Source organism: Cytobacillus massiliigabonensis, assembly GCF_900199725.1.
Classification (GTDB): domain Bacteria; phylum Bacillota; class Bacilli; order Bacillales; family Cytobacillaceae; genus Cytobacillus; species Cytobacillus massiliigabonensis.
Genome location: NZ_LT904902.1, coordinates 1 through 19,305 on the forward strand (window position 1 = coordinate 1; position 19,305 = coordinate 19,305).

Below are 19,305 nucleotides of genomic sequence, written 5' to 3' on the forward strand. Positions count from 1 at the left end.
TGGTAATTACGCAGAGGACGAAGGCGAGCGCTGAGAATGCGATTAGTAGTTCGTTCATCCGAGCCGCACCGCCTTTATAATAGGAAGTTGTTGCGTTTGACTGGCGTCGTAGTTTCGGACACCGTCGCGCTTCAATTGGTCAACTTTTCGCTCAAAATCGGTTTTAATTTCCGCGATTGGGGCATAATATTTATTAACAGCGCAATTTTGGCGCATCACGATCGACCTCCACTTGATAATTTTGTCGAATTGCGTTATTATTACAGTTGTGTAAAATGCTATACGTATTACCGTATAACGTTTATAATGTAATCGAGGGAATAGGTCGCATTGCCTAAATGACCTACTCCGCTCATAGATTAAAGCGCAACTAAATAGTCGTGATAATCTCCGAACTGTTTAGTGTCAAATTTGCCCGCCAGGCGATTTAATGCGCGAATAACTTTCGAATGGTGAAATCCTAATTCCTTCGCGATTGCCGTCGCTGTTGGTTTCGGATGATTGAGGAACGCTTCAACGATTGCCGTCGTTGTTTCGTCCTCGCCGTTCACGAGAAAGCCGATCAGTTGCCGCTGGTCGGTTTTTCGTTTGGATAGAACGTGTTCTTCCAGATTAAATTCCGATGGGATTTCGAAGTTTGCCGTCTTCTCGTCCTCGGTTTCTAATTCGAACACTTCTACTTCTCTTCGCTTTTTAATTTTTCTTAACATAGATTTGAATCCGTTGTATAAAGAAACATGAAATACTTCTACAAAATTCCCACCACGTTTACCGATATACTCTATTACCTTTATAACTGTATCATCAAATAAAGCTTCCACCTCATGAGCATCTATCATTCTGGAATTGTATTCCCATCGAGTTAATGTTTTCCTATACTCACTTAACAATTCCCTTCTCGCTCTAGCAAACACCTTCTCGTTTCCTTTCGTGAGATAATCATTAAATAGATCGTTAATATAATACTCTCTTAGTTTTTTCACTTAATTCTCCTCCTTGTTAATTAGTAGGACGCTGCAAATTACTAGTTCGCGCATTCCATTTAAAATAATTTCAGGTACGTAAAATAACTTACTAACAATTTAAATATATCATCCAAATTTACAAATCTATGGAAAGTTTAGTGTTTTTTATTATTTAAAAAAAATTAAACTGAACATTCCGAATAAAAAAAGAAAGAAGGCTACTAGAACCTTCTTTCCTGTGCTTGGGATATATTTTATTTTACTTTGTTAATTAATGCCCACCTGTTCCTGGGTCGTTTGATGCTACAGTAACGTCGTTGGCTGAAACCGCTGCAGCTCCTCCGAATAAGATTGCGATCGCTAATACTAAACCAATAATTTTTTTCATTAATAAACATCCCCTTTTTAATCATTCATTAGCAAGTCGGCCATATCCTTGTAAGACTTGTCGTTCTTTAAGTGCTCATAAGGAAGGTTTGCGTAGAACTTGTCCCCTTTTTTGTTAACGAAGAATATCAGTGATTGCATAAATAGCGATTTGTCACCTGTCAGCAGTCCTTTGTAGTATAATTTAAAACCGCTTATCCCATTTGTCGCGATTGATTCTTCGATCAGGTTTAGTCCTAACAGCTTGTCCCCCATATGCGCTTCGTAATGAGCTTTTTCGGAAATGTCGTTTGTTTCGGGTTGTTGTTCGTGTTTTTTCCAAACGTTTTTTATGAAAGGAATATCATTTTCCTCTACTATTCGTATCTCGGAAGTTCTTCCTGCTATTTTCAACAAATCCCGATGTCTCTCGATGTACCCCAAGCACATCTCGTAGTTGTCGAACAAGTACGACATCCCTAATAAGTAGGACGCATTCGCTGTAAAAGTCGCGCTCAAATTTTCGGAAATAATTTCCTCTGCGTATTTTCTTGCTTCAAATTTATTGTTAAACTTGTATAGGTGTATGTAAGCAAGGACTTCTTTATATCGCATAGTGTATGATTGTTTAATGAACTCTTCTTTAATTCTATCTAAACTTACATCTACACCACTGATTAAAGCATTCATCGTACTGTATTCTCTCATTTTATTTCTACACCATATTTCAGTTATTATAATGAGAGTTTTAATTTCGATTGTTTTCGGGGTAAATGTCCGAATTTCATTTAAAACATCAGATGGATTTGTGTTACTTAAGTATTTGAGTAATATAGAATAGCCCTCTGCCCACTCTAATAAAGCGCTATTTGTATGTTGCTGTTCTATCTTTCTGATCAATTTTTTAAGTTCCGGCAATTGTCTATTTATCGCGAGAAACTCTAATGCGTATCTGATATTTTTGGGTTGTGAGAATTTCAGACAGGTATCTTTAAAAATGGATACATAATTGGATTTGAAAACAAATTTAGCGATTTTTAATAAGCTATTGAAATTCAACTCCGAATTACCTGACTTTGCTTGAGATAGTGCGCTTTTTGTTAGGCCAGCTATTTCCGCAATATCTTTCCATGTAATTTTAGTTTCTTGAGAATCAAGCACTTCTTCGACAATTGCTAACATAGTCAGTTTTCACATCCTTAAAAATGGTCTGTCACTTTGATTGATTTTAGTATACAATAAATGTGTACAAAAGGGAACATTTATTTTTGAAAGGAGGTAAATTTCCTTGATTAGCTATCAACCGCTATTTAACACGCTTAAAAAGAAAGGTATGAAAATTAGTGATTTGAGGGGAGACATTCTTAACTCGAAAACTATTGCGAAAATTAATAGAGGAGAGTCTGTTAACCTTACAACAATAGAAAAGTTATGCCTTCGCCTGGATGTAGATGTTGAAGATATCATATCTATTGAGAAACAGTAAAAAGTCCTATATAATCTACATAACCTCTAATTTTGGAGGTGGTCTTACGTTTAAGGTCGGGAGGTGTCGTATTCAAGACCTTCTCGATGCGCGAGGAATGACACAACAAGATTTAGCCAACAAGACCGGATATTCAAAACAGTACATCAACGATAAAATTCGAAGTCGTGGTAAAAACGGCATGTGGGTCGCTACTGCCAAGACTATTGCCGAAGGTATCGGCTGTACTGTTGAAGAATTATACGAATGGGAGCGTGTCGAAGAGGATTCTTCTTACGACAAAGAAAGAGGTAACGGCTGACGGTTTTTGCCAGCCTTACCGCAGGCACAAGTACGTTATTTAACGTATTTTCACTTTAAGTCCGCCAACACTTTCCGACTTTTCAAACGCACTCTGCAACGCTCCCACTCCGCGCTTACATAACGCCTCATTCGCGTCCTTAAACTCTGCATCTATATACGCTTGCCTAATGCGTACATATCCCGTTAATTGTTCCTCGACTTGCCTTCGTAATTTCGCGCCAGCATTATCGTTATCCGTTGCGATAATTAATTCCTCGATCGGCGACCGCTTTATTATGTCCGCTTGAACTTCGCTGAAACTCGCCCCACCTATCGCTATCGCTGCGTAACCTGCCTGCCGCCAACTCATAGCGTCAATTTCCGCTTCACACAAGATTGCCGTCTTATGTTTCGCTAATTCAATTCCGTAAACTAGCTCGCGAATAGGCGTCGCCCCTCGATGATACCAAAACAATTTTCCGTAAACTGTGCGAAATTTCACACTACGCAGGCGCCCATTTGGGTCACGCCATGGAATGACCGCCGCTCGACTTTTCGCATCGTATAGCACGCCAGCCTGTCGTTGGATTTCCACACTTATTCCGCGTGATTCCAAGTACGAATAGTCCTCGACATAACCGCTCAATATCTCGTCGCCCAACGGTTGCCGCCGCTGTTTGAGTTTTAGACGTGGCGGTATAATAATGATATCGGTTGTGTCCCGCGCAAATCCATAGGCGTTTAGCAGGTATTCTTCCGTTTCGCCGTAGGTCTCATTACGTAAAAATGAAAGCAGTTTCACGAGGCCGCCGCTTGCCCACTCGCTGTCATATGCGCCTGAATCGCTCCAAGTGCCCGCTGGATAGTCGCCATACGGTTCTAGCCTGACGAAGAAACTCGGCGTTTGATCGTAGCGAAACGGGCTTGCTGCGAGTAGTTTGCCGCTTGTCCAACGCGGCCGCGTCCAGTTGAATTCGCGCAACTCCGCTTCAACGTCGACTTCGACTGGCTGATTACGTATGTGAATCGTTGCCATTTGCGCCCTCCTTTAAAATCCGAACTGTCCCGCAACTGCCGCGCCCGACTCCGGCTGCTTAACGATGCCCACTTGCGGAATGTACAGTATTTCTACGCTGTCCCCTTCGCCGCCGTCACGTCCTTTATTTACGCCAACCAGCCCGCGACCTTGCTTGTAGTCCGTATCGACTCCGATTAGCAAATACGCGTCTTCCATTAATTGCGTAGTTTTCTTTACGTCGTCCCGGTCGGGCAACTTTAATTCGCGATTTCCTTCATCGTCCGATTCGCCCTTTTTCACGTCAGCTTGCGTAATAGCAACGATTACAGTCGATGTCCTCCCCGCTAATGCCCGCAACTTCATCGAGGTATTCGACGCGTCACCGCCCGTTGTTTTCGACGTGTTCTTCTCGTAATGCAAATAGTAGAAAGGGTCGACGACAACGAAATCAGCCTTTGTCGCGAGAATGTCGGATTCTAGCGCCTTTAAACTACGGTTAGTAAAGTCCTCGTCATCAACGGCTCGTACTGTGATATTGCCGGCAATGCGTTCGTTCATTGTTGCGATAAACTGTTTAAACGCTGCCTCGAATTCCTCCGATAGTTTGCCGAGCCGAACGTCGCGACTTTCGAAGCCAGCGTTAAGATTTATTCCGTTGATTTGCGCTTGTGTTATGCCTTCCTCGCCGGAAATGCTGACGTAAATACGAACGAGGACCTCAAACCAGCCCATTTCCATCGCCCAAATCAGAACGTTCGCGCCTTGCATGGCGGCATGTATCGCGTCTTCTAATGTAATTACGGACTTCCCGCGACCCGACTCGCCATAAACCGTATACAGATTCGACGATACGTACTCGCCGATCGCGCTAAATTTCGACTGCCAAATGCGAAACGACTCGCCCGCCTTTCGCCTTTCATATTCCGCGAGGAACTTGTCACCGTCGTGTTTAACATCCGTTCCTATTCTATCTCGAACGTATGTTCTAAGTTTAATACTTTCTAATTCGTTTTGCAACCATTCGAAGTAGGAAAATATGTCACGCGTTCCAACTTCCTCAAACTTTTTCGACAAGGCGCCCGTGGGTCCGTCAGCCAGCTCGAGGAATGCCAGTTGCGCCGAATGCTTTTTGATTTCTCGAACCAAATACTCATAACTGTCGCCGACCTGCGGCTGGTAATGAAACGCAGGGCATTCGGCTGTTAATGTCGCGTAGCTAGGCGCCTGCCCGCGATTGCGCTCGGAGTAGTCGGTGATAAAACGATAGATTTGACGCTCGCCGTCCGTAGGCATGTCGCCTTCGGTTACGTTGAAGCGTGCGAGTGCGCTGACGTTGTTCTCGTCGACTATTTTCGAGAATAATAGATTTGCGTAATGCATGCTTCGACCTCCTTTTTATAATATTACGCGAAAGTAATAATTATCTGTCGGTTGATGTGGGAAACTGATCTATATTTAGTGTATCTCATTGTAAGGGGTAAAAAAAATTAAATTTCAATCGGCGGTTAATCGCATTAATTCCGCCTCGATCTCCGCCAACCTCTCGCAATATTCCACATCGCCAAACGTATCAGCCAACGCTTTGTAATCGCGATACTCGTCCAACAGGGCGTCAATTTGTTCCGCTCTCGTCGGCTCATACGGAAAGTTGACGGTGATTGTCTCCGTTCCATATACCGCAGGAAACAACCATGCTTCGTTATGCCACTCGATACCACCCTCGAATTGGTAAACGTAAATACCGAGGTTCTTTACGAATACGCTTCGGCTGACGGTTTCGTAACGTGGCTCGCGAACCTCGTGCGCATCCATTCCGTCGAGGACATACGGGTCATATACGATAACCAAGTCGCCAGGCTCGTATGCCGGCGCGAGTTCGACGGTGACAGGCTTGCGTTTGAACATGCGCTTGAACCAGTTCATTCGGATGCCTCCTTCGAAAATATGGTTGAAATCGGCATTACCTCACGCCCATTGTCGTTAATAATAAAGAATAGACGCTGATTAAACGCCGATTGCTCCGTTCTGACTACTTCGTACACCTTTCCGGTAGTTGTTCCGTCGGGAAATCCGCAATAACTTTTCGCCTTTAATTTCGTTCCAACTGAAATATCTCCGTTCTTCATTACCTTCGCCCCCTTTTCGACTCGCCTACGAACGAGATTTCGAGGCACATGTCCCGCATGCGGTCGTATAAACGTTCGTCAAACACTTGCGCCATGTCCTCGATCGGCAAGTTCGACGTGTAAATCGTCGGCAATCCGTTCGTTGTCCGGTAGTTAATAATCGCGTGAATATACGCCCTAAATGCCTCGCTTGCCGAACGGACCCCAATATCGTCGAGAACCGCAAACGGCGCTTGCTGTGCGCGTTTAATTGTCGCCTTAATCGCCACCATACCTGCGTCGTCGTTCGTCATAGTTGCGAGGTTATAGTCGGTCTGAAACGCATTTACATCGACAAAGTAAGCCGGCTGCTGCAACGGTTGCAGTCCGCGCTTGATCGAGCCGACATAGTGTGCGATAAGCCATTCGTTTAAAAGCGCGCTGGCTGTCGTGGTTTTTCCAGTTCCGGGATTTCCGCTGAAAAGGTACAACGATTTCACTCGCGTGCTTGCGCCCCCTGCGCCCTCCACATCAAACTGGCGCTCGAACGTTTTAATATAGGCATCCACCGCACGATAAACTTCCGCTTGCTCCGCACGGGCTGGCGAATTGCTTGCGGTGACTAGTCGATAGTCTTTCGGCGTGTTTACACCTGCCACGCGTCCGCTGATGCCGTTCAGCCCGTGGAGGGCGATAAAGTGTCCGCAATGTGCGTTACAAGATTCGGAGTTTGCAAGGGTACACTTCGAGGACAATATGCATTTACTTGCGTGATTCATAGCGTCTCTCCTTTCGCCTACTTAAATAAATCCGCGCTGGTTATTGGTGGACTGTCACTTGCGTTATAAGTTTTCATTAGACTGTCATCGCCACATTTCGGACATTTACCTTCGTTTATCTCTTGCGATTTTAGTATCGCTAAACAACTCAAGCACAAATATTCGTTATTCAACTCGCCACTCTCCCTTCCGTTCAGCTTCCGACATGCCCACGTTGTTAAACACGGCTGCATTTTCGCCAATCATTTTCGGCGCCAGCTCGGCGGCCGTATAGCGTCTGCCTGGAAAACCGGGCGATTTTCCCGATGCGCTCACGACCGCTGTGGCTCCGTTGGTTAATGCGCGGATTGCTTCGACTAGAGTCATTCGTTTGCTCCGTCGCGAGTGTCGTCGATGATCCGCCCATCTAAATGCTTTAAGATTCTATTTGCCGTCGCTATTCGAATTTTTGTTGGGTGCGGGTTCTCGTCATCAATTACCGGCTTGCCTTCCGTCCAACCTTTTCGTTTAATTACGTCGCCCACTCGCACTTCTGTCGGCTGTGGCGCGTTGAGGTATTCCGCCGGCACTTCGAGGCCTAGCGCCCTACGGAGGCTGATTGCCTTTCCGATATGCGCGTTAAAGCAGTCGGTCGGGGCGCATTTGGCGATTCCTCGGTGATATAAATCCTTCGTAAAGTATCCGTGTATCAGAGCGACAACTGTACGTTTTTCTGCGTTTACTATAAACTTCGCAGTACCCGCTTGGTTAACGAATCTTCCAATCGTAATATCAAACGATGCATACTCGCCTAGAATTTCCGCCACGTCGCGCTTTGCCTGTTCGATGATGTCATCGCGAATTTCCTGCGGAGTGCGGACGGCTAGATGCCCAACTGGCGCGACCTTTTCCACTACTTCCGTTTTAATCGCCGGCATGCTTTCGATTGTGTATTTCGTTAGCTCACCGACTTCGCTCTCGATTTTGATTCGCTGTGCCTCCGCTTTGAAATCGCCGTGAACGAATAACTGATCGAACGAGCCTACACCGTCATATGATACGAACACCAAGCCGGGCATTTTCGCAAAGTTTAACGAGTACGTTCCGTCCTCATTTTCGGTAAAGCCGATTGTTTCTTGATAATTTGGCGTAGGTACCGCCTTAACTAATAGTGAACCGCGTTTTTGTAATTGCATTCTGCTCGCCTCCGTTTTGTTTTCGTTAATTACTTCGTATTCCTTATCCAAGATACCGTAACTGATTCCGTTAATTAATGCCCCTACGCCTCCGGGATATCGCGTATGCACCTCGCCAATATCTCCGTTTGAATAATTGCTGAAATACATATCCGTAATCAAAATGCGTTCCCCTACGTTCGCTTTGCGTTTTACCGTGTTAAACTTCGTCAGCTTCGTCTGTATCATTCCGATTCCTCCCCGATTTTGGTTTCGTCACAACCATCCGATTTCTTCTTCTGTAATTGGCACCGCCGCTGCCTGCGCCCTTGGCTGCCGTGCCATTTCCGCTAGCACCCTCGGCAATATACGCCCGCGCTGATACGTAAACATAAACGCGAAATTTAAGCCGGGGTATTGTGGCGTCGGCCGATACTCTGCGAAACACGCATCGATAAACTTGCGCACAACCTCGGCGCCATGCTCGGTGATCAGCGTTTTGAGCCAGCGCCCTTCTAAGCCATATGATCGCGTTGTGTAGGCGATTCCGTAGCGTTCCTCGTGCGTGTCCTTGAGATACTGCTGAAAACTTGCGACGGTCCAGTCAGCTTGCTCGCGATTTCGCCAGTCTTTGGCGGGCGGTTTGCGGTTAGTCATTCGTCATCCTCCCCGTAGAAATATCGACTAATCTCACGATATAAGTCCGTATCGTAGAGGTGAACATCGTTCATGACGTCGTGGGCTTCCGAAAGTAAATCCTCTGCCTCCGAGAGTCGAATAATCTCCGTCTTTAACTCCGTAATGTATTCGAGTAGCTTCGGTACATCTTCGCGAGCGTGTGCGATGAACTCGGCGGTATTTCGATTCAATTCCGCGTCGTCATAGCGACAAACCTGCGCTATCAAAAGCCCTTTGCAACCTACGTTCTCCAATCCGTTCGGCGAGCGTTTTCCTACTTTCCACGGCCCTTCCGCTGCACTTTCCGCTCGTTCGCGTATTGCGTTTAGTTGTTCGTTTGTTAATCGTTTCATTACGACCACTCCTTTTTCGGATGAAATAAGTGCGGAACGATATACGGCTCTTTGTCATCGTCGCTATCCTGTACGAGCATAAACATATCTTCTATTCGATGGCGTTTCGGAATTTCCTCGAATAGCGCTTCGTAGCCGTTTAGTTCCTCCGAAATCTCAATCGTTTCTTTCGTATAGAATTTTCCACTAGGTTTGAAATACGTTACGTTTACCGTTTTCATTCGATCAATCCTCCTCGCAAAGTACCGTTAATACTTTTCGCAGTTCTTTTTTGCGAATCGTAAAGACTGTTCCGTTATGATTTATCTCAATCCACTCGCCCCAAGCTTCGAATTTAACTTTGTCATCGACATAGTCCGAATGTTCCTTCGTTGTCAATTCGATTATCATTACTTCCACCCCATCCGTATGCTGAATTTATCTCGTTCTGCCGAGGCCTGTTCGTGAGCCTTACGTGCTTCTACTAACTGACCGGCAGCCTCTACGAGTTGCTTCGACAACTCTTCGACCACAAGAGCGTGACTCCAAACGCGTTCACCGAGATAAAACGAGTCTACGTATTCCCTTCGGCGATTATCCCTCGTAGTCAAAGCGATATGCAAATCGCCAATTAGCTGGTTGTACCTTGACTCTACTTCGTACTTATCCGAATAAGTTTTCTGTGACGCAGTTTCGACGCGCACATACTCGTCGGTCAGCCCTTCTTCGATTACTTCTAACGGCACTCTTACGTTCATCCGATTCGCCTCCCCTTTTCGCTTAGTTTTCGCTTGATTTCCGACGTGTTAGCTCCGCCGAAGGTATTTCTATTACTTCGTTGTTATCGCGTCTGTATGCGTCTGTCTTGACGCTTAAAAGGTGCGTTAGGCTATGCGTTTACGCCTTCGATTTGGATGCCGAGAAGGTCGAGCGTTGTTTTTACGGCGCTATACTTACCTAAATACTCGCGTCTTTCTCTACCGTCAACAGCTTCGAAATATTCCTGCTTGACGTGTTCGTAATACTCGCGCACCTTTTCTTCGGGCGACTTTTCGGCTTCGAAGCCGTTGACAAGTGCGGACATTAATTCGTGAAAATTCGTTTTTCCGTAGCTATAAATGATTCCCGCGTCACTAAATGAATAGCGTTCGATTCCGTAAGTAACAATGTCTTGATCGCTCTCTCCCCTATTGCGGAGTGATTCGATTGCCTCCGCGACTTCGCGTGGTAGCGTTACCTTTTTCGTCATATTAACGATTCCCCTTTCGTTGTTTCGCATTAATTTCGAAGTTTTCAGTATCACTTATTCTACTTCTTGAATGACACCCAAGTACCTGCCTCCGAAATCAAGAGGGCTTTTTCCTCCGTATTCTGATAAGACATGAATTTCTTCCCCATCCTTGTGAGTAAGTGCCCAACCTATTTCATAATGACCTTTCTCGTCTTTACGAACTTCGATTGGTAAGCTGTCTAATCTAATAACCCCAAAATCTTCAACTTCAACTATGGTTGCATTATGTTCATTTTTTAAATAAGGTTTTATCACTTTTACACCTTCCTCATTGCATATTTTGTCTCAAATTTGAACCCTCTTTCAAACCCTTGCGACCATTCACTATCGTTCATATCGCTACGCTTGTACTACTTTTCGCGATAATAGATATTAATAGACTCGTAGCGACAATATAATGAAATGGAATTGGCGCAATGTATTTATTCTTTTTAAAAGATTCTTTTTAAATACTTCTTTTTCATTAACGCTAGCGTAGAGTTAAATCTCCGCCAACGTAGAGCATATCAACACACCGATAGATTAACGCCTTTCTCCTTGCCGAGTAACTTGCCGATCGAGCCGCCATGCCTAACGACGACTTGACGTAATTCCTCGGCCATCTGCGTCTCATGTTCGCGAAATTGCGCGCGTTCTAACGGGTCGTGAACGATGTAGTAAATCTTGTCCTTGCCGCGACCGCTCGGCTTGCGTTCGATCGTCACTAGCCCGCTCGCTTCGAGGATTTCGTCGAGAATGGGCAGCGTCGAAAACGAAAGCTGAAACTTTTCCGTTACCTTACTGCGCCCATTCCACGCCTTGCCTTGGTCGAAACTTGTGACGTCGTTGTTCCGGTAGCGCAGCAAGTACAGATAGTACAGCGTTGCCTTGTCGCCAATGTACGGATGGTACAGGTCGAATAGTTCGTGGAACATTAGCGAAAAACCGGTGCGTGTGTTGCCTGTGCGGATATATGCGTTAGACATTAGGCAACCAACCCTCCCAGTTGCTCCAATAAATCTTCCGCAATCTTAGTAAGAAGAGGTCCGTAACCTTTATTGAAGCAAGTGTTGATGTACGTTTTGTTATAGGCTATATCTTCGTCTTCTACATGCAATTCTTGTTTCCCAACCACACGTGGGTCAAATCCACCACTCTCTCGAAGGAGGCGGTTGTAAAGATTATTTAAATCACGCTGGGAAAAAGCCTTTAGTCCACGTAATTCAGTTATTTGCCACATTACATTATTGAAGTGTCTTCGAAGTGACAGTAATGGGAACTTCTTAAAGTTCTCAACTTTACAGACAACTCTTTTCTCTTCAATAGAAAGTTTGATATCAGATAGTTTTTTCTCAGTCTTGTTCAATGCGATCGATTCGGGTTCAATGCTAAAGAGATTGGAAGCAACTAAAGTGTAAGTCTTTAACGCAATATCTTCCTGTCCTTTTTGAAAAACAATTGCTATACCGCCATTTTTAGTACGTTTCATCGATAACATCTTATGTCCCCCTTTAATTTTCAAGAATAATTATTTCCGTTTCATGTAGGTTGCGATCTATTTCTCCTAGAAACTTTATCATGGAGCCAATCGCCTTGGTATATTCCGTTTTACCTTCGCTTATCATCTCGTTAAACTCGCGCGCAAAATGCGTTAAATGTCCGTATTTCTCGATAAACTTGCGAACATCCTCCGAAAACTCAAACACCGCATAGGTAATCGCGTCCCCATTAGTTACCCGAGTTGTTTTTCCTTCATACATCGAAATATCTCCGAAAAGTTCTTTATAGCGAGAAAGTTCTGCGCCGGTCTTTTCGTCAATAATCTCGATGTATTCCGTTTTTACTTCTGCGACAGGTTCACTATCTTCGATTGATTCAATTGTGTCGCGAAGTATCTCGGCGTCACGTTCAGCGAGATCACGTTGTTTTTCTGCGGCTCGACGCGCTTCTTCGGCTTCTTTTAAAGCCTTTTTGACCTCACGTAATTCCCGCACAGTCATTTCGTCGGCTGTTTTTGTTTCGCCTGTTGATGGAATTATATGGGGTTGGTCGCGGTGTTCCGGTGCTAACGTAGCAATCTGATAGAGTACTTCCAGACCCAAATGCGAGGACGTCCTCGTTTTCTCACCTAATTCGCGAAAGACTTTCATCATTTGTTGCGCAACACGTGGGTGGACATTAACTAATTCAAGCCACTTAAGCCAACCGCCAGCATCTTCCCGTTGTGTAGCAATTAATCGCTCGTTTTCATCGGAGCTGTTAAGTTTAGCATTACGTACGGCTAACATTCTTTTACTAGCTTGGTATAAGCATTCGTCAGCCATCGCTAAGTAACTGTTAATCTCTGCCGTGATGACGTTCAAGTCATTCGATAATTCTACCGCAGCACCACCACCTTTAATTTCGTTTTGCTCCATCAAAAGCACCTCCGTTTTAATTTTCTGTATGTTATATATGCGTTGGTGTAGATTACTCGGTAAATAAAAACGCCTTATACTTAATTAATCGCACGAAAGCGACCGAATGGGTCGTTATTTCTGTGAAACTTTTTCCGCCCTTACTCTATAATAGGAATGACGAAATGGAATCGCGCACTTTTCACGAAATCATTTCCGCCTTCATGTAATAATACGCAGCGAAAATTAATATCGCGCAGATTTCCGTTATAATTATTAGGACGCGCCACTTTTAAAACTCGCGCATTTTTACGCAAAAAAAATCGCCAACCTCGAAAGACTGACGAAAGTTTCTTCCTATTATTTTTTAAACACGTAGTTCAACGGCGAATACGCGCTATGCTGATTTTGCACGTCCATGTTCGTCATTTGCACGTAACGGCGCACCATGTTCATATGCGAATGCCCGAGTATCTTCTGTAGGCTGAACGGATCGCCTCCGTTTAATATATAGAACAACGCGCCGGTATGACGAAGCGTATGCGGACTGACACGTTTGTCCGTTATTCGCGCAACCTGTCCTGCCACGCGTAAGTTATCGCGCATGGTTGCCTCGCTCATCGGCTCGCCTTCATACGTCAGGAACACGTACTCATTGTCGAAGTCTTCCGTTTCCTTCATATATTCGTTCAACAATTTCGCCGTCCGATTGCTAATCGGCACGAAGCGCCCGACTCGCGACTTTGTGTCCGCAGCCTCCAAGCGAATATGCATCGCCTTAAAGTCGACATTTTGCCTCTTAACGTCGACCAATTCGCACACGCGCATCATCGTGTCGAGCATGACGTAAATTGCGACATTCGTGCGGAATCCGGTATAAGTGTTGTCGTTGGTTGCGCCAATCAGCCGACGCATTTCGTCGGAGGTCAGCGCTTCCACCACGTCAATAGGCGCCTTGATCGGCTTAAATCTGCGATGTATCGGGTCGTCAATCCACCCTTTTTCTTCGTAGGCATATCGCAAGAAAGTCCGCACCGTCCGGATTCGAATGTTCGCAGTCATTGGCGCGTAGTCCTTTTCTTCGAGCATGTACGTTATCCAATCCATAAAAATCGGCGTTGTCATTTCGTCAGCCGTTAAATCGCGTTCGAGGTACCGTCCGAGATAATCGAAGTTTTTATAGTGTTCCTCAATCGTTCGTTTCGACAGCCCCTCGCCTTTCTTAATCAACATAAACTCCGCAAACATTTCCGACATTAACAACGGCACGCCCGTATTTGCCTCGCGTTTGTACCGCCGCACAGTTCCTTTTCGCATAACAAAAAGCCCCTTTCGCGATAATAAATATGCGTAAGAGGCGAACGGCGACCGTTGCGGTCTTGACCTGCTATTCAAACGGTCTTTTCTCGCAGTCTATTACGGTCTTACCGAAAACCGCGCGAAAACCGTGTGTGATTACCGACTTAATCTGCGTTATCAATCAACGCTTCAATCAACGTCAAACCCTTGCGGGAGTAAGACGTATTGGCGGGACCGCCTGGGAATCGAACCCAGCTGACCAGGCACGCTGGTCACAGATAGTTTTGAAGACTACGGAGGACACCAGTACCCCATTCGACCCCATATTAGCCATATATTATTATATTATTTTAATTTAAATCAATCAAGGAAAAGCTGCTAAAGATTCTCTGAATTTGATTATCTTGTCTATAATTGATCAAAAGTTTATAATAAGAGCATGAATATTTATTTGTAGGTGAGAACATGCAGCTAGAAGGTTGGTTTTTATGGTTTATCCTTTTTTGGATTGTCATATTTGCCGGTTCAATGGCGATTGGCGGTTTCTTTATGTTTAGGAAGTTTTTGAAGAAAATGCCGAAAGTAGACGGCAAGTCGGATATGGATTGGGAAGAGCATTATGTTAATAAAACTAAACATCTTTGGGGACAACCAGAAAAAAATTTACTAGAAGATTTAGTCAGTCCAGTTCCTGAATTATTTAGAGATGTAGCTCGTCACAAAATTGCAGGGAAAATTGGTGAGCTTGCCTTAAAGGAGAAAGCTGGGAATATCGATCAGGATTTGGTCATTCGGGGGTACATTTTAGCCACACCAAAGAGAGATCATAAATTCTTGAGAAAAAAATTAACAGAAAATCAAATTAATATAACACCATATGAACATCTATTTTAACCACTTCCTAAAGAGAGAAGTGGTTTTCTATTTTTACAAATAAAAAAAGCCAACAATCTGCTGGCCTTATTTTTTATATAGTTTTATTCGGATTAATTGAACCAAAAAGTTCCTGCTGCAGTTTCTTAAAATTGATATACATCGCAATACGCCATGGAACAATCATTCCAAAGGCAAGGATCCAGAACATGCCGCTTAACTGACCATAGTCAATCGTCGAGCTTAAAATTAGCTTCCCAGCCATTCGAACAACTAGCAAGCCAATTAATATATATAGAAATGCTTTTGAACGCTTTAAATAAATATCTTTATCTCTAATTTCAAACTTAGAGGTTTTTATTAATAATATTGAAAACAGCATTCCTACTATTACTGCTTCTGCGATTTCCAATGGTGTAACACGAAAGTATGGAAATATGAACATGAGTGCACCTGTACTCATGAAAATTGGCGGTAAAATTATCTTCTTTGCAGTTGCTGGTTTTTTCGCTGCTTTCATTCGGATGAACATGGCGAAAATAGCCATGCAGATAGCGCCAATCGATGTAATAATAACATAGTTCATTACCTTTCATCCTTCATCCTTTATTTTCATCCTTCATTATATCCCATCTGAACAATTTGGGGAACTTAAAACATAAAAAGCTAACTCCAAAAGGTCATTCATAAGTTTACACTTATAGACCTTGAGTCAGCTTAAAACATTAACTTAATACTCTATTTACAGCTTCCATAACTCGCCCTTCATCAAAAGGCTTAACGATAAAATCTTTTGCTCCTGCTTCGATCGCCTCAACAACCATTTTTTGCTGTCCCATTGCCGAACACATAATGACCTTCGCATTTGGATAATCCTTCTTAATTTCTTTTACTGCCTCAAGACCGCTCATTTCAGGCATGGTAATATCCATTGTAACTAAATCAGGATTTAGCTCACCATATAAACGGATTGCTTCTTTTCCTGTCTCCCCTTCTCCAACAATTTCATGGTTTGCCTTTTTAAGAATATTCGATAAAGTAATTCTCATAAATTTTGCGTCATCAATAATCAGAATTCTTGCCATCGCTGTTTCCCCCTTGATCAATACAACGGAAGTCCTATCAATTATATCTGATTGACCCATAGAAAACTATTAAAAAGATAATAATATTAGATAAATGATAAAAAAGAACACATATTTAAATATACCGAATATTTTATACAAATACAATTCTTATTATACGACAAATTTCGTCAAGCTTGAATTAAAAACCTGTAAACCCTCCAAAAATCGGTGTAAGGATCGCAATAATCTTAGTCATCCAGTCAAAAAACAATACAATCCCCATTATCATCATTATATAACCGCCTATTTTCATAATCGTTCCGCTGTGCTTACGAATCCATTTCATCTTGCCAATGAAGAAGGAAAGGATAAAGAATGGAATGGCAAAGCCTAGAATATAAGCAACCATATAAAACATAGCTGAATTTGGATTGGATGCTGCAAGTGAAATTACAGCTCCTAAAATAGGTCCTGTACACGGAGTCCAGCCTGCAGCAAAAGCCATACCGATCAAGGATGAACCAATTAGCCCAGAAGGCCGGTTTTTAAATTCAAATCTTCTTTCCTTTAATAAAAATTCTGGTTTAATAAACCCAACGATAAGCAAGCCAAAGAAAAAGATAAAAATTGCGCCAATCTGACGAATTAAATCTTGATAATCAACAAAGAAACTGCCTATAAAAGAAGTACCAAAACCGATTGCAATAAAAATAATTGAAAATCCAATTAGAAAGAAAAGTGTATGTAACATGCTGCGCCTTTGAAGCATCGCATTTTCTTCTTTCAGCTCACCAACAGACATTCCTGTTATATACGATAAGAAGGCTGGGTATAATGGTAAACAGCAAGGAGAAATAAAACTAAGAAAGCCAGCTGCTAACGCTAAAAATACATTTAAATCTGTCATCTTTAACCTCTCCTGTTTAAACTGAGTCTCCACTCATTCTAACAAATATGCTAATGAAAAGATAATGTTTAGATTTGAACAATTTGTGTCTGTTATAAACCGAAGAAAATATAAACTTGTAAAATATTGTAGATATCGAAGAAGTTTCTTTTGAATTATTTCCCATAATTCGCTATACTATAGTAAATACTAACAATTTTTGTTAGAATCTTTCATGTTTTTACATGGTTTTTTTCTGGAAACCTCTATGTAAGATCATTATGTTAAAAAGACTTGAAAGGAAATTGGCTGTGTCAAAACAAGATTTACTTACATTAATTGAACAAAAGAGGCAGGAACTCATTCAAGTAGCTATGAAAAATGGATTTACCTCCTCACTAGCTATTAGAAATAGCCAAGAACTGGATAAATTATTGAATGAATATAATGATATTTTCAAAAAAAAAGTGTCTACACATTAGAAAAACCAGCAACGGTCATATAACCTTGCTGGTTTCTTTTTTTATATTCACTTAGATTCCATGCTCCCCTATCCTCCAACTACATCTTCCACTCGATCTTCCAACCCATTTTGCAGCAGGTACATTTTATGGTATAATCCGCGCTTTGCCAAGAGCTGTTGGTGATTGCCTCTCTCTACAATTTCTCCTTGATGAAGGACAAGAATGAGCTCCGCATCCTGAATCGTCGATAGACGGTGAGCAATCGCGATTGTGGTCCGCCCTTTTCTCATCTTCGCTAAGGCAAGCTGAATTGCCTCTTCAGTCTCTGTATCGATATTAGCTGTTGCCTCGTCTAGAACAAGGATTTTCGGGTTAGCAGCAATTGTCCGGGCAAATGCAAGAAGCTGTCTTTGTCCACTAGAAAAAGTAGCACCCCTCTCTACAACCTGATGATTATATCCATCATCCAATTTTTCAATAAATAAATGTGCCTGCACAAACTGTGCTGCAGCTTCAATTTCCTCGTTTGTCATGTCCTGATTGTGAAGGCGGATATTATCCTTAATTGTCCCAAAAAAGATGAATGGATCTTGTAAAACCAGGCCCATTTTTGCTCTTAAATCATCTTTGGAATATGTTTTAATGGATTGCCCATCAATTAAAATCTCTCCTCTTTCAAACTCATAAAAACGCATCATTAGATTAATAATGGAGCTTTTTCCGCTCCCCGTATGTCCAACCAATGCGACGGTCTCACCAGGTCTAGCTGTAAAGGAAATGTTTTTCAGGACATCCCTTTTATGATCATATGAAAAACTGACATTGCGAAATTCAATTTCCCCAGATGTGATGCTGCTATTTTCATTTGATTCTTGTACAGGAGCAAGCTCCGTTTCATCCATAACCTTAAATACTCTAGATGCAGCTACAATCGCCTGCTGGTACATGGAGAGACGCTGCATCATATTATTTACTGGCTCAAAAAAACGGTCCAAATAGCTAATAAATGCGTATAGAACACCAATTTCAACAGGACTGTTAAATGATGTTATCCCAAAGAAACTCAGGATAAGTATAATGGCAAAAACATAAACCAAATCAATAGCTGGTCTTAATAATAAACCATCAATCTTAATATTCCGCATTCCTGCCTGATAGTGCTGATCATTAATTTCTGCAAATTCCTTTCGCAATCTTTTCTCTTGCCGAAACACTTGAATGATCGCCATCCCTTGTAGCGATTCACTCAGCTTTGCATTTAGCTGGCTCAGTCTTTCCCTTAGGTCCTGATAAAAAATTGAACTATATTTTCGATAGGCTCTCATGATGAGAAAAAGAAGCGGCAAGATCACTAAACAAAATAGGGCCAGTTTAACATTTAAAATAAACATAGCAATAAATATCCCAATAATTAGAAAAGCACCTTGAATAAAAGTAACTAAAACACTGACAAACATGTCTTTAATCGCTTCTGTATCATTCGTAACTCGGGAGACAATACTTCCAGCTGGTGTTTTATCAAAATATTTTAATCCAAGAGCCTGAACTTTCGAAAATACATCTACACGAAGCTGCTGGATAATTTTTAGTGCAATCTCCTGAAACTTGAGCAATTGAAAATAGGAAACAAGCACGTTCATAATTTGTATACCGATAAATGCTGCTCCTAAAGCAAAAATTGGTTCAAAAATAAGTGTTCTTGGGGTTAAATAATCATCAATAAAGATTTTGATTAATATCGGACCCAATATATCTCCAGCTGTTGTAAGCAGGAGCAAAATAAATGCGAGTATAATTGTTTTCATATGCGGCTTCGTATAGGAAAGAAGGCGAAAAAGAACTTGCCGCTGGTCTTTTCCCTTTATTACCGTCGTCTTTTCCATTG

General features: G+C 42.6%; 28 protein-coding genes and 1 tRNA gene. 4 read left to right on the forward strand and 25 right to left on the reverse strand.

The features are described 5' to 3' along the window. Nucleotides 1-359: 359 nt before the first annotated feature. A complete protein-coding gene (locus C1726_RS00350; protein WP_102271331.1) occupies nt 360-983 on the reverse strand; it encodes a sigma-70 family RNA polymerase sigma factor in 624 nt (207 codons plus the stop codon). 387 nt (nt 984-1,370) lie between these two features. After that, nucleotides 1,371-2,513 carry an AimR family lysis-lysogeny pheromone receptor gene (locus C1726_RS00355; protein WP_102271332.1) on the reverse strand — a complete coding sequence of 381 codons (1,143 nt, stop codon included), beginning with the start codon at nt 2,511-2,513 and terminating at the stop codon, nt 1,371-1,373. 106 nt (nt 2,514-2,619) lie between these two features. Between C1726_RS00355 and C1726_RS00360 the strand changes: the two genes are divergently transcribed. After that, nucleotides 2,620-2,817, forward strand: coding sequence for a helix-turn-helix domain-containing protein (locus tag C1726_RS00360; protein WP_102271333.1), 198 nt, complete (start codon nt 2,620-2,622; stop codon nt 2,815-2,817). Then, nucleotides 2,783-3,118: a helix-turn-helix transcriptional regulator gene (locus C1726_RS26715; RefSeq protein WP_142385048.1), complete on the forward strand. Its 336-nt coding sequence runs from the start codon at nt 2,783-2,785 to the stop codon at nt 3,116-3,118. The genes C1726_RS00360 and C1726_RS26715 overlap by 35 nt, the downstream gene beginning before the upstream one ends. Before the next feature lie 39 nt (nt 3,119-3,157). Here C1726_RS26715 and C1726_RS00370 read toward each other — a convergent pair whose 3' ends face one another. From C1726_RS00370 to C1726_RS26015, 19 genes are all read right to left on the reverse strand, one after another. Continuing rightward, nucleotides 3,158-4,135, reverse strand: coding sequence for a toprim domain-containing protein (locus tag C1726_RS00370; RefSeq protein ID WP_102271335.1), 978 nt, complete (start codon nt 4,133-4,135; stop codon nt 3,158-3,160). Nucleotides 4,136-4,147: 12 nt separating this feature from the next. After that, the gene (locus C1726_RS00375) at nt 4,148-5,497 is read right to left on the reverse strand and encodes a DnaB-like helicase C-terminal domain-containing protein (protein WP_102271336.1); all 1,350 of its coding nucleotides are present in this window, start codon (nt 5,495-5,497) and stop codon (nt 4,148-4,150) included. A gap of 114 nt (nt 5,498-5,611) precedes the next feature. Then, on the reverse strand, nt 5,612-6,040 hold the full coding sequence (locus tag C1726_RS00380) for a hypothetical protein (RefSeq protein ID WP_102271337.1): 429 nt from the start codon (nt 6,038-6,040) through the stop codon (nt 5,612-5,614). Beyond that, nucleotides 6,037-6,243: a hypothetical protein gene (locus C1726_RS00385; protein ID WP_102271338.1), complete on the reverse strand. Its 207-nt coding sequence runs from the start codon at nt 6,241-6,243 to the stop codon at nt 6,037-6,039. Before C1726_RS00385 ends, C1726_RS00380 begins: the two co-directional genes overlap by 4 nt. Then, entirely contained in the window at nt 6,243-7,001 is a 759-nt protein-coding gene (locus tag C1726_RS00390; protein WP_102271339.1) for an AAA family ATPase, read from the reverse strand. Before C1726_RS00390 ends, C1726_RS00385 begins: the two co-directional genes overlap by 1 nt. Before the next feature lie 165 nt (nt 7,002-7,166). Further along, the gene (locus C1726_RS00395; RefSeq protein WP_102271340.1) at nt 7,167-7,367 is read right to left on the reverse strand and encodes a hypothetical protein; all 201 of its coding nucleotides are present in this window, start codon (nt 7,365-7,367) and stop codon (nt 7,167-7,169) included. After that, nucleotides 7,364-8,404 carry a hypothetical protein gene (locus C1726_RS00400; protein WP_102271341.1) on the reverse strand — a complete coding sequence of 347 codons (1,041 nt, stop codon included), beginning with the start codon at nt 8,402-8,404 and terminating at the stop codon, nt 7,364-7,366. The genes C1726_RS00395 and C1726_RS00400 overlap by 4 nt, the downstream gene beginning before the upstream one ends. A gap of 27 nt (nt 8,405-8,431) precedes the next feature. Then, nucleotides 8,432-8,812 carry a hypothetical protein gene (locus C1726_RS00405; RefSeq protein ID WP_180968059.1) on the reverse strand — a complete coding sequence of 127 codons (381 nt, stop codon included), beginning with the start codon at nt 8,810-8,812 and terminating at the stop codon, nt 8,432-8,434. Further along, on the reverse strand, nt 8,809-9,186 hold the full coding sequence (locus C1726_RS00410; RefSeq protein ID WP_102271342.1) for a hypothetical protein: 378 nt from the start codon (nt 9,184-9,186) through the stop codon (nt 8,809-8,811). Before C1726_RS00410 ends, C1726_RS00405 begins: the two co-directional genes overlap by 4 nt. Further along, entirely contained in the window at nt 9,186-9,407 is a 222-nt protein-coding gene (locus C1726_RS00415; protein ID WP_102271343.1) for a hypothetical protein, read from the reverse strand. The genes C1726_RS00410 and C1726_RS00415 overlap by 1 nt, the downstream gene beginning before the upstream one ends. A gap of 4 nt (nt 9,408-9,411) precedes the next feature. Then, the gene (locus C1726_RS26010) at nt 9,412-9,576 is read right to left on the reverse strand and encodes a hypothetical protein (protein ID WP_180968060.1); all 165 of its coding nucleotides are present in this window, start codon (nt 9,574-9,576) and stop codon (nt 9,412-9,414) included. Further along, nucleotides 9,576-9,923, reverse strand: a complete 348-nt coding sequence (locus C1726_RS00420) for a hypothetical protein (protein WP_102271344.1) — start codon at nt 9,921-9,923, stop codon at nt 9,576-9,578. The genes C1726_RS26010 and C1726_RS00420 overlap by 1 nt, the downstream gene beginning before the upstream one ends. A 131-nt stretch (nt 9,924-10,054) precedes the next feature. Continuing rightward, complete coding sequence (locus C1726_RS00425) at nt 10,055-10,414, reverse strand: hypothetical protein (protein ID WP_102271345.1); 360 nt, start codon at nt 10,412-10,414, stop codon at nt 10,055-10,057. A gap of 54 nt (nt 10,415-10,468) precedes the next feature. Continuing rightward, nucleotides 10,469-10,711, reverse strand: coding sequence for a hypothetical protein (locus C1726_RS00430; protein WP_102271346.1), 243 nt, complete (start codon nt 10,709-10,711; stop codon nt 10,469-10,471). Between the two features lie 251 nt (nt 10,712-10,962). After that, complete coding sequence (locus C1726_RS00435; protein WP_102271347.1) at nt 10,963-11,421, reverse strand: hypothetical protein; 459 nt, start codon at nt 11,419-11,421, stop codon at nt 10,963-10,965. Further along, complete coding sequence (locus tag C1726_RS00440; protein WP_102271348.1) at nt 11,421-11,933, reverse strand: hypothetical protein; 513 nt, start codon at nt 11,931-11,933, stop codon at nt 11,421-11,423. The genes C1726_RS00435 and C1726_RS00440 overlap by 1 nt, the downstream gene beginning before the upstream one ends. 13 nt (nt 11,934-11,946) lie before the next feature. Further along, nucleotides 11,947-12,852 (reverse strand): hypothetical protein, encoded by a 906-nt coding sequence (locus C1726_RS00445; protein ID WP_102271349.1) that lies wholly within the window; start codon nt 12,850-12,852, stop codon nt 11,947-11,949. A 339-nt stretch (nt 12,853-13,191) separates the two neighbouring features. After that, a complete protein-coding gene (locus C1726_RS00450) occupies nt 13,192-14,148 on the reverse strand; it encodes a tyrosine-type recombinase/integrase (RefSeq protein ID WP_102271350.1) in 957 nt (318 codons plus the stop codon). Nucleotides 14,149-14,356: 208 nt separating this feature from the next. Next, nucleotides 14,357-14,453: transfer RNA gene (locus C1726_RS26015), tRNA-Sec, on the reverse strand. Between the two features lie 142 nt (nt 14,454-14,595). Between C1726_RS26015 and C1726_RS00455 the strand changes: the two genes are divergently transcribed. After that, complete coding sequence (locus C1726_RS00455; protein ID WP_102271351.1) at nt 14,596-15,024, forward strand: DUF2621 domain-containing protein; 429 nt, start codon at nt 14,596-14,598, stop codon at nt 15,022-15,024. Between the two features lie 73 nt (nt 15,025-15,097). On the opposite strand, the gene C1726_RS00460 is transcribed toward C1726_RS00455, so the two are convergent. The 3 genes from C1726_RS00460 to C1726_RS00470 form a co-directional block, all read right to left on the reverse strand. Then, nucleotides 15,098-15,589 carry a CcdC family protein gene (locus tag C1726_RS00460; protein WP_102271352.1) on the reverse strand — a complete coding sequence of 164 codons (492 nt, stop codon included), beginning with the start codon at nt 15,587-15,589 and terminating at the stop codon, nt 15,098-15,100. Between the two features lie 139 nt (nt 15,590-15,728). Beyond that, entirely contained in the window at nt 15,729-16,088 is a 360-nt protein-coding gene (locus C1726_RS00465) for a response regulator (RefSeq protein WP_102271353.1), read from the reverse strand. Nucleotides 16,089-16,269: 181 nt separating this feature from the next. Further along, nucleotides 16,270-16,977, reverse strand: coding sequence for a cytochrome c biogenesis CcdA family protein (locus C1726_RS00470; RefSeq protein WP_102271354.1), 708 nt, complete (start codon nt 16,975-16,977; stop codon nt 16,270-16,272). Nucleotides 16,978-17,267: 290 nt separating this feature from the next. On the opposite strand from C1726_RS00470, the gene C1726_RS00475 reads away from it, so the two are divergent. Then, nucleotides 17,268-17,438, forward strand: coding sequence for an aspartyl-phosphate phosphatase Spo0E family protein (locus C1726_RS00475; protein ID WP_102271355.1), 171 nt, complete (start codon nt 17,268-17,270; stop codon nt 17,436-17,438). A 68-nt stretch (nt 17,439-17,506) separates the two neighbouring features. Here the strand turns inward: C1726_RS00475 and C1726_RS00480 are convergent, their stop codons facing one another. Further along, a complete protein-coding gene (locus C1726_RS00480) occupies nt 17,507-19,303 on the reverse strand; it encodes an ABC transporter ATP-binding protein (RefSeq protein ID WP_102271356.1) in 1,797 nt (598 codons plus the stop codon). Between the last annotated feature and the right edge of the window lie 2 nt (nt 19,304-19,305).